This is a genomic window from Synechococcus sp. R6-10, from assembly GCF_047461815.1.
GTDB lineage: Bacteria > Cyanobacteriota > Cyanobacteriia > Thermostichales > Thermostichaceae > Thermostichus.
Genome location: NZ_JANSHW010000283.1, coordinates 1 through 8,077 on the forward strand (window position 1 = coordinate 1; position 8,077 = coordinate 8,077).

General features: G+C 59.2%; 9 protein-coding genes and 1 pseudogene. 7 read left to right on the plus strand and 3 right to left on the minus strand.

Annotation, left to right across the window (positions count from 1 at the left end; translation table 11 throughout):
• Both NW837_RS08705 and clpS read left to right on the plus strand, forming a co-directional pair.
• Positions 1-533, plus strand: a pseudogene (locus tag NW837_RS08705) (hypothetical protein); the annotation flags it as partial.
• Positions 534-710: 177 nt separating this feature from the next.
• Positions 711-1,016, plus strand: a complete 306-nt coding sequence (gene clpS / locus NW837_RS08710) for an ATP-dependent Clp protease adapter ClpS (RefSeq protein WP_011434126.1) — start codon at positions 711-713, stop codon at positions 1,014-1,016.
• Here clpS and cobT read toward each other — a convergent pair.
• Positions 965-2,092, minus strand: coding sequence for a nicotinate mononucleotide-dependent phosphoribosyltransferase CobT (gene cobT, locus NW837_RS08715; RefSeq protein WP_041436788.1), 1,128 nt, complete (start codon positions 2,090-2,092; stop codon positions 965-967). The two genes, clpS and cobT, sit on opposite strands and share 52 nt — an antisense overlap.
• 150 nt (positions 2,093-2,242) lie before the next feature.
• Between cobT and NW837_RS08720 the strand changes: the two genes are divergently transcribed.
• From NW837_RS08720 to NW837_RS08735, 4 genes are all read left to right on the plus strand, one after another.
• Positions 2,243-2,566: a DUF1825 family protein gene (locus tag NW837_RS08720; RefSeq protein WP_011434128.1), complete on the plus strand. Its 324-nt coding sequence runs from the start codon at positions 2,243-2,245 to the stop codon at positions 2,564-2,566.
• Positions 2,567-2,594: 28 nt separating this feature from the next.
• Positions 2,595-3,044 (plus strand): Fur family transcriptional regulator, encoded by a 450-nt coding sequence (locus NW837_RS08725; protein WP_414330729.1) that lies wholly within the window; start codon positions 2,595-2,597, stop codon positions 3,042-3,044.
• The gene (locus NW837_RS08730; protein ID WP_414330730.1) at positions 3,041-3,544 is read left to right on the plus strand and encodes an AbrB family transcriptional regulator; all 504 of its coding nucleotides are present in this window, start codon (positions 3,041-3,043) and stop codon (positions 3,542-3,544) included. Before NW837_RS08725 ends, NW837_RS08730 begins: the two co-directional genes overlap by 4 nt.
• 132 nt (positions 3,545-3,676) lie before the next feature.
• Positions 3,677-4,372 (plus strand): chorismate pyruvate-lyase family protein, encoded by a 696-nt coding sequence (locus tag NW837_RS08735; RefSeq protein ID WP_414330733.1) that lies wholly within the window; start codon positions 3,677-3,679, stop codon positions 4,370-4,372.
• Here NW837_RS08735 and NW837_RS08740 read toward each other — a convergent pair.
• Both NW837_RS08740 and NW837_RS08745 read right to left on the minus strand, forming a co-directional pair.
• Positions 4,369-5,196 carry a DnaJ domain-containing protein gene (locus NW837_RS08740; RefSeq protein WP_011434132.1) on the minus strand — a complete coding sequence of 276 codons (828 nt, stop codon included), beginning with the start codon at positions 5,194-5,196 and terminating at the stop codon, positions 4,369-4,371. The genes NW837_RS08735 and NW837_RS08740 overlap by 4 nt on opposite strands.
• A 129-nt stretch (positions 5,197-5,325) precedes the next feature.
• Positions 5,326-6,897 (minus strand): photosystem II high light acclimation radical SAM protein, encoded by a 1,572-nt coding sequence (locus NW837_RS08745; protein ID WP_414330735.1) that lies wholly within the window; start codon positions 6,895-6,897, stop codon positions 5,326-5,328.
• A 134-nt stretch (positions 6,898-7,031) separates the two neighbouring features.
• Between NW837_RS08745 and NW837_RS08750 the strand changes: the two genes are divergently transcribed.
• Positions 7,032-8,077: serine/threonine protein kinase (locus NW837_RS08750; RefSeq protein ID WP_414330736.1), on the plus strand; the 1,046-nt coding region annotated here is incomplete at its 3' end.

The following is an 8,077-nucleotide window of genomic DNA, read 5'->3' on the forward strand; positions in this document are numbered from 1 at the left end:
AAGCCCGGCCAGAGACAGAGGATCTCAAGGCCCTGACCATAGCCGACTGGGCAGCCGAGCTGAGTGCCCCAGAAAGCGAATTGCCCCCGCAGCAATATTTGGGGGAAGAGGACTTGGAAGCTCTACAGCGGGCTACCCCCTGGGTACAGCGGGTATTGACCCAATTGCGGGCGGCTGGCCTGATCGACAATGCCGGCATCGAAACCGTCATTCACGCTTGGGAAAAGGAAGGGTGCACCTTCACGGATGTGCTGGCCCACCACAGCGGCCTCAAGCCGGAGACCGTCAAATTTTTCAGCGAAGGGGGCTACTCTGTTCAACTGGCAGGGGGACGCCACGTGGCCGACTACCTCAAGGCTTCTGGATTGGTCAGCGCCGCCCAAATCGAACAGATCCAGAAGCACCTGCCGCCAGGCGGATCCCTGTGTCAGGCCCTTGCCCAAGCCGGGATTCTACGCCGGGCCACTGCCCTGTATTTCGAGCGCCACTTCGGCGGGCAAAAGCCCCGCCGCCCGCTGCGGGAAGAGCTTTAGAGGAACCATGCTCTATCGCTGACGCCAACGACCGACAAGGGATCCGAATACAGACACAAGCTGCCAACAAGATGCCAATTAGACTAGAAACTAGATAGAGATAGATCATCAGAAGCGACCGGTTTCTCACCCCTGAGAGACCCAAGTTACTCGGTAGTTGTGTCGATCTCTTCTGCTATGACTACGGAAGCTCCAACTCGACCTGCTCAGCAGTTCTCGCCCTCGAGAACCCAGGTTCGCCAGCCCTACCCCCACTTCAAGGTGATCGTCTTGGATGACGATTTCAATACCTTTCAGCACGTTACGGAATGTCTGCTGAAATACATCCCCGGCATGACTTTGCCCCTAGCGCGGCAACTGACCGTGCAGGTGGATGCCGAAGGGCAAGCAGTTGTTTGGGTCGGCCCTCAAGAACAGGCGGAGCTCTACCATCAGCAATTGCTGCGGGAGGGGTTGACCATGGCCCCCTTGGAGCCGGCCTGAAGCACCAGGCGTTCGTAGCTGCGCTCAACTGCTGCCAACAGCTCCGCTTGGCCCCAACCGGCGTAAAGGCTGCTGGCAATGGCCAGCCCACCCGCCCCCACCCCTTCCTTGACATAGCCCCGCTCGTAAGCCTGTAGAGGCAGATAGCGGCTATTGGCAAAGCTCAGTTGGGTGGCCAAAAGGGGAGCAACCCCCAACAACTCTGCCAAGGCCACCGTATTGCCCGAGGGATCCTCTGCCACCCAGCGGGTGGTTCCCACAACCACGTTCTCTGGGGGCCAAGGGATCCCCTGCTCTTCCCCCCAGCGCTGCATCAAGGCCAGCACCGCCAACATTTGGGTTCCCCCTGCCAGCAGCACCGCTCCCCGTTGCGCTGCGCCCATCGCCAACCCGGCCACAAAGGGCTGCATGGGATCCCCCACTGCCGCCACCACCTCAGCAGCAGAAGCTCCCCTTGGCAGACGGGCCAATCCCTGCCGGGCCAAGGCCAGCTTTTGGGCGTGGTTGCAGACCGGGTGGCTGCTGTTTACCATGCCCTCTGCTGCCCACCCCAGTCCCAACAACACCGCCAGCGCCGTGGTGGTGCCCCCTGCCACACACTCCCCAATCACACAGTAGCCTTGCTCCAGCCGGGATCCGCGGTCGTACCCTTCTTGCCAAAGGGATCCCACCTGCTCCAAAGACAGAGCCTGTCCTGTGCTCAAGCAGCGGGCCACTCCCCCAGAGCTCACCATTTCTGCCCCCGGCAAAGGTTCCGGCAAGCCACAATCGAACACTCGGCACGGGATCCCCAACTCCCTCAGGATGGCGCAGCTGATCACCACTGGGGAAGGATAGCCATCCGGAGAGGTGGGCAAGCGGTGAGAATGGCCCGCCAGCAACACTTCCCCATCGGCAAGAGCTGTGTAGCGACGCAAGGAGGGGGTAGCGCCGGCAGCCGAAATGCCCGGAACAAGAGCCGTTTCGGTAAACCCCAAGCAGGCCAGAAACAGAGGTCGGGATCCCTGCACCCGTTCGCACCACCGCCGGGCCACAGCCGGCTGAGTGTAAGCCTTAACGCAAGGAAACGGAAGCATACCGGACACCGAGGCAAACAAGCCAGAGTCTATCCTGAGCCAGAAGGGCGGGATCCCGTACTCGCAGGAGGGGTTGCCTCCTGCTGAGGCAATCGGATTCGGATAGGATGGGTATACCCAATGCAGTTTATTCAGGGCAAACGGAAGGCCATGAGCTTCTTCGACTCTGAGATCGTCCAAGAGGAAGCCAAGCAACTGTTTCAGGATTTCCAAAACCTGATGCAGCTTGGTCAACGGTACGGCCAATTCGACCGGGAAGGCAAAAAAATCTTCATCGAACAGATGGAGGAGTTGCTGGAGCGCCAGCGCATTTTCATGAAGCGGCTGGAACTCTCCGACGACTTTATGGCTCAAATGACCATCAAACAACTGCAAACTCAGCTTGGGGGGTTTGGGCTCTCCCTGACCCAAATGTTTGACCAGATGCACCAGACCCTAGAGCGCATGAAAGCTGAGGCAGACGCTGAGCGTTGACCCCCAAAACGACCTACACGAAGGGATCATGTCTTCTTCCCGCCAGACCCGCAACCAGAAATTGATTCTGGAGGTGCTAGAGCAGCAGTCGCAGCCCCTTTCGGCGCAAGAGATCTTTTTGGAGTTGCGCAATGCCAACCACACCGTCGGTCTGGCCACGGTTTATCGAGTTTTGGATGCTCTGCGCAATGAGGGCAAGCTGCAAGCGGTCAACTTGGGAGACCAGCAGACCTACTACCAGGTTCTGCCCAGCAATGGCCACAACCGCCACCACCTGATCTGCACCGAATGTCGGCGGGTGGTGCCTTTGCCCGATTGTCCGGTGGAAGATTTGGAGGCACAGCTTTCCAGCCGATACCAATTTGCGATCGAGTACCATGTGCTTGACTTCTACGGCGTCTGTGCACAGTGCCGTGGAGGAGTTGGGCCAAGCCCGGATTCACAGCGTTCCTCTCTTCTCAAAGCCAAGCCCAAATGATGAGCTATCTCTGGACGGTGTTGATCGGGCTGGCTGGCGCCCTGATCGGGGTCAAGCTGAGGCTTCCGGCAGGAGCGCTGGTGGGCTCCATGGTGGCGGTGGGTCTGGTGAATGTTTGGGGAGCGATCCCAATTCCCGCTCCCCCAGCCGGGATCCGTTTTGCCATGCAGGTGGTGTTGGGCATTCTTTTGGGTACTAAGCTCACTGCCGATACGCTTCTGGCCCTGAAAGATCTGTGGCGACCAGCCCTGCTCTGTACAGTGATTGCGGTGGGCACGGGGGTCTTGTCGGGGTACCTGATCTCCCGTTGGCTGGGGATCGAGCGCTTGACTGCCATCTTGGGCACAGCTCCAGGAGGCATTTCCGACATGAGCCTGATAGCCCTGGACATGGGAGCCCAAACCAGCACAGTGGTGGTCATGCACTTGGCACGCCTGATCAGTGTCGTCGTGGTCGTCCCCTGGGTGGTGCGACTGCTCGTTCAGCCGGGCACGAGTTAGCTAGACCGCCGGGAAGCCCCGCCCTCTGTGCATCAGCATGAGTGCCGGAGTATGTCACGAAAGTCCTCGGAGCAGAGACGGCGGGTGGGTTAGACTAGGGGCGATACAGAACTTAACAACTGAACCGCCGCCTTGGAACTTTCCCCCTCTCCCCTCACCTGCCATGCCGACGCTGCCGGATCCCCTTGGAGCGCTGCTCTCCGTTCTGCAGATGGCTCTTTGGGCAATGTCTCCTCTGGCCAAGGCGATTGGTGGCCTCTACAGCTGCATTGGCAGGGGGAGCCAGACCCGGTACAGCCTGAGCTGGTGCAGGTGGATCCCGTGCTGCGCTTGCTGCTTTTGGGGGATGGCTTTACCACCCGTAATCTTGCTGCCTTGATCCAAGAGCCGATTCAGGCTCATCTGCTGGACACGGGCCGGGTTGATTTACAGGCAGAGCAGGGCACTGCCCCCAAGTCCATGCAACAGCTGGCCAGAGATTTGGGGCGGCTGGGATCCCCTTTGATGCGGCGGCGGGTTTGGCTGTGCGGAGTAACCTCTCAACAGCCCTTGCTCTATGCCACCTCTTGGTGGAACTCCGAACATCTGGTTCAATACTTGCCCCATCCCGATCGGCCCATTGGCCAAAATCTGATCCAAGAAAAACTGGAGACCTTTCGCGAGCTGCGCGGCCTTTACCACGGCGAGGCAGACCCGGTTGCCCGGCTGCTGCAGTGTCCCGGTCCCTTCTGGGCTAGGCATTATCTTTTGTTGCACAGGGGCCAGCCTTTGACCGTCATCTACGAGGTGTTTTCTCCACGGCTGGCCGCAAGGGCCCTGTCCCGCTAGCGCGACGGAGACCTCCAACGGCGCACGGCTGCGGTGATGGCGGCTGCCACCTGCGGATCCAATTGGGCGCTGGCGGAGATGCGCTGATAGTCCTCTGGGGTCAGTTGATGGGCGACGATGATCTCGGCAGCAGCAGCCTCAAACTGTTGTTCGATTTGCCGACGTTCCTCGCTGCTGTTGGCCTGTTGGAGGCGATTTTGGGTGCTCTCCAGAAGAGGTTGCACCGCCAGGAGGGTGCGGGCAAAGCGGTCAATCTGCTCAGAAGAAGGTGGAGAGGTGGCTTCAGAAAGACTAGCCGGGGCCGAGGTCATCGTCTCTGAAGAGGTTGCGGGCAGATCCCCATCCCATCCGGAGTCTGGCCTGGGCGAGGGAGAGGGATCCGGGTTGGCAGGAGCCTGGAGGGCCACTCTGCCGGCTGCGTCCAAGTCTTGGGCCGGGTTGAGGGCATTCCAAAGGGCCAAGCCCGCCAAACACAGAGCAGCCCCTATCAGTCCAGCACTCAAGAGGGCGAGCCAACTGACAGAGGTCGCAGTCGGCTCAAGCACCACCTGCACCGGCGCATGAGGAGGCAAGGGTTTGGACATGAGGCTGAGATCGTAAGCCCGACGCTGCTGGCTATCGCTGAGAACTCGGTAGGCGTGTTGTAGCTGGAGGAACTCCCGCTGGGCCAACTGCCGCAACCCTGCGGGGATATCGGCAGGCAACCGATCCGGGTGCAGTTCGCGTGCCCGCTGGCGGTAGGCAGCTTTGATCTCCTCCAGGCTGGCTTGGGGAGAAAGCCCCAGCTGTTGGTAGTAGGTGGGGGAAGCAGGCAGAGTAGGCATGGGAGCAGTTGGTTGCAGAACAGAGGGAGAACCGGCTGCCTTCGAAGGCCAGCCACCTTACCCCAACAGGGATCCCTCCTTTTGGACCAGCATATCCTGCCCGGTTCAGCGAGGCTGCTGGCCCAAGAGCTAAGACACGTAAACCCCTGTTAGAGGCGCGCTCAGGGCTTCTTCCAACTCTGCCAGGCCAAGACGACGCTCCAGGATATCCATCACCTCGCGGCCAAAATCATGGGGGTTGCGATCCCAGGCTTCCAGACACACTTCCCCAAAAAAGGATCCCAGGGGTTCTGGGTTCCAGAGCAGTTTGCGCGCCGTCCAAGGAGTCATGTGCATGGGGTTAAAGCGGTCGTCGATAACACCGATTTTGCGAGCAAAATCTTCCAGGTGGGTGTGGGGTTGCAAGCCGATGAAGAAGATAGCCGGCTCAACTTTGTCGCGGCCAAAAATGGCTTCCAGCTCGCGGTGATACCGTACTGTTTGCCGAATGGTTTCCGGTCGCTCGTCGATAACATTAAAGGAGTAATTGACCGAAACCAGATCGTTGAACCCTGCCTGTTTGAGGTAGCGGCAGCTCTCCAGTACCGTGCGCAGGTTATAGCCCATGCGCATTTTGCGCACCAGTTCCTGGGATCCGCTGGTGATGCCGATCTCGAAGTAGCTCATGCCAGTTTTCACCATGAGCTCGGCCAGCTTTGGGGTGAGGTTGTCGGCCCGAATATAGGCAGCCCAACGAATATCGGTCATGCCGGCATCAAGGATTTTCTGCAGCAATTCCTCCGCATCCTCAATGTAGCGGCGGGCAGGGATAAACTGGGCGTCAGTAAACCAAAAGTTTCGCACTCCTCGCTCGTACAACTGCATCATTTCTCGGATCACCTCATCCACAGGGTTGAGGCGCACCTGCTTGCCTTCGATGACGGTGTAGATGCAGTAGCAGCAGTTGTGGGGGCAGCCGCGCTTGGTTTGTACCCCAATGTAAAAGTCGCCCCCTTCTAAGTAGTAGTCAATTTCCGGCCAAATGGCGGTGATGTAGGTGTAATCACAGGCGGTTTTTTGCAGAGGTTGAGGCGGCTCGTGGATCAAACCTGGGCGAGGTTGCTCCAGCTTGGCCCGATAGCAGCGCTCTGCAGCAAGGCTTTGCCCTTGGATGACTTTTTCCAGCAGCGTTTCTCCTTCCCCCACCGAGATGATGGTGCCTTGGGGCAGGTAGCGGCCCAATTGTTCGTAGAAGACGCTGACTGCCCCACCCCCCAACACCGCTTCAGCGTGAGGTTTGTAGCGCCTGGCTCTGCGGATCCCCTGCCAGACCAGCCGTGTGTTGCGCCAAATCTCGCCATAGTAGGCCAGCACCAGCCTGAGGCTATTCAGGGATCCCCGCAATTTTTTCAGGGGGTTGCGGGCGTAGAAAAACTCAAAAGAGTGTTGCAGTAGATTGCCGGCCCGCCCGTTCACCGGCGCATAGACTTGAATATCCCGCCAAGAGAAAACCAGCAAATCCGGCTGAAACTGGTCGATCTGCTCCAGCATGCGGCGGCGAAAATCTAGGGGCGGGAAGGTGCCCATATCGAAGATGCGCTGCTCAACTTGGGGGAACAGCTTGTGGACGTGATCGGCCAAATAAACCACCCCAATGGGAAAAATGGGGTTGCAGGGCAGCCGCACATAGAGGATTTTTTGAATCTTCAGGTTCGAGGCCATATAACCTGAGAGCTTACTTTACATCTCTTCACTCACTCTAGTCGGTTTTTGAGGGGCGCGGCGGCAGGGATCCAAAAGGGACAAAGATAGGCTAAAGCTGAAGCAACCAGCAGGGTCGGACCTGAGGAGAGGGTATGACTCCAGAGCGTCCAATTTGGCACAGTCGCTATCGGCCAGAGCGGCGATTGAGCAAGCGCAGCGGCAGACACACCTACCTGGCTCAGGATTTGCTCACCTCGGAACAGGTGGTGATCAAGCTGCTACTCTTTGGGCCAGACTTTGATTGGGCCGACCTGAAGCTGTTCGAGCGGGAAGCCCAGATCCTGCAGACCCTCTCCCATCCAGCCATTCCTGAATACCGCGACCACTTCGAGATCAGCCTAGAGGGAGGACGGGGCCTAGCCCTGGTGCAAACCTACATCGACGCCCCCTCGCTGCAGGAGTGGATGGAGCAAGGGCGGCGCTTTGCCGAGCCGGAGGTGCGGGAGCTGGCGCAAAAGCTGCTGCGCATTCTCGTCTACCTGCACGAACTCCATCCCCCCGTCATTCACCGAGATCTCAAGCCCAGCAACATTCTCTTGGGATCCGACCAGCAGGTGTACCTAGTGGATTTTGGCTCGGTTCAGGCGGCTGCCCCCCGGGAGCAGGGATCTTACACCGTGGTGGGGAGCTACGGCTACATGCCCCTAGAGCAATTTGGCGGCAGAACCGTGCCCGCTTCCGATCTCTACAGCTTAGGTGCCACCCTAATCCACCTGCTCACCGGACAACATCCGGCGGACTTGCCCCAGGAGGGAGCCCGGATTGTGTTCGAGCAAGCGGTGCAACTGAGCCCGCCCTTTCGCGACTGGCTGCGGTGGATGACGGAACCTGTGGTGGCGGATCGTCCTGCTTCCGCCCGGCAGGCCCTGGAGGCGCTGGAGCATTTGGATCGTCGCCCGGCACTGGTTTCTTCAGCAGCAGTCCCTACTCGACAGCCAGCAGGCAGCCGGATTCAACTGCACAAGTCCGAACAGACCTTTCAGGTGGTGATCCCGGCCCGGCAAATCGGTGTTTTGGCGTTGCTGCCTTTCGCCATCGCTTGGAACTCCTTCATCACCTTTTTCACGATCATGTCGGTTGGGCTTGCGCCTTTTCCGGTCAATCTGGTGGTTGGCCTGTTCACCCTGCCCTTCTGGAG

Bases quoted from the DNA above. Each gene is read 5' to 3' on its own strand.
- NW837_RS08720 (WP_011434128.1), top strand. From the start codon at position 2,243: ATGAGCTTCTTCGACTCTGAGATCGTCCAAGAGGAAGCCAAGCAACTG.
- clpS (WP_011434126.1), top strand. From the start codon at position 711: ATGACTACGGAAGCTCCAACTCGACCTGCTCAGCAGTTCTCGCCCTCG.
- NW837_RS08725 (WP_414330729.1), top strand. From the start codon at position 2,595: ATGTCTTCTTCCCGCCAGACCCGCAACCAGAAATTGATTCTGGAGGTG.
- NW837_RS08740 (WP_011434132.1), bottom strand. From the start codon at position 5,196: ATGCCTACTCTGCCTGCTTCCCCCACCTACTACCAACAGCTGGGGCTT.
- NW837_RS08745 (WP_414330735.1), bottom strand. From the start codon at position 6,897: ATGGCCTCGAACCTGAAGATTCAAAAAATCCTCTATGTGCGGCTGCCC.
- cobT (WP_041436788.1), bottom strand. From the start codon at position 2,092: ATGCTTCCGTTTCCTTGCGTTAAGGCTTACACTCAGCCGGCTGTGGCC.
- NW837_RS08730 (WP_414330730.1), top strand. From the start codon at position 3,041: ATGATGAGCTATCTCTGGACGGTGTTGATCGGGCTGGCTGGCGCCCTG.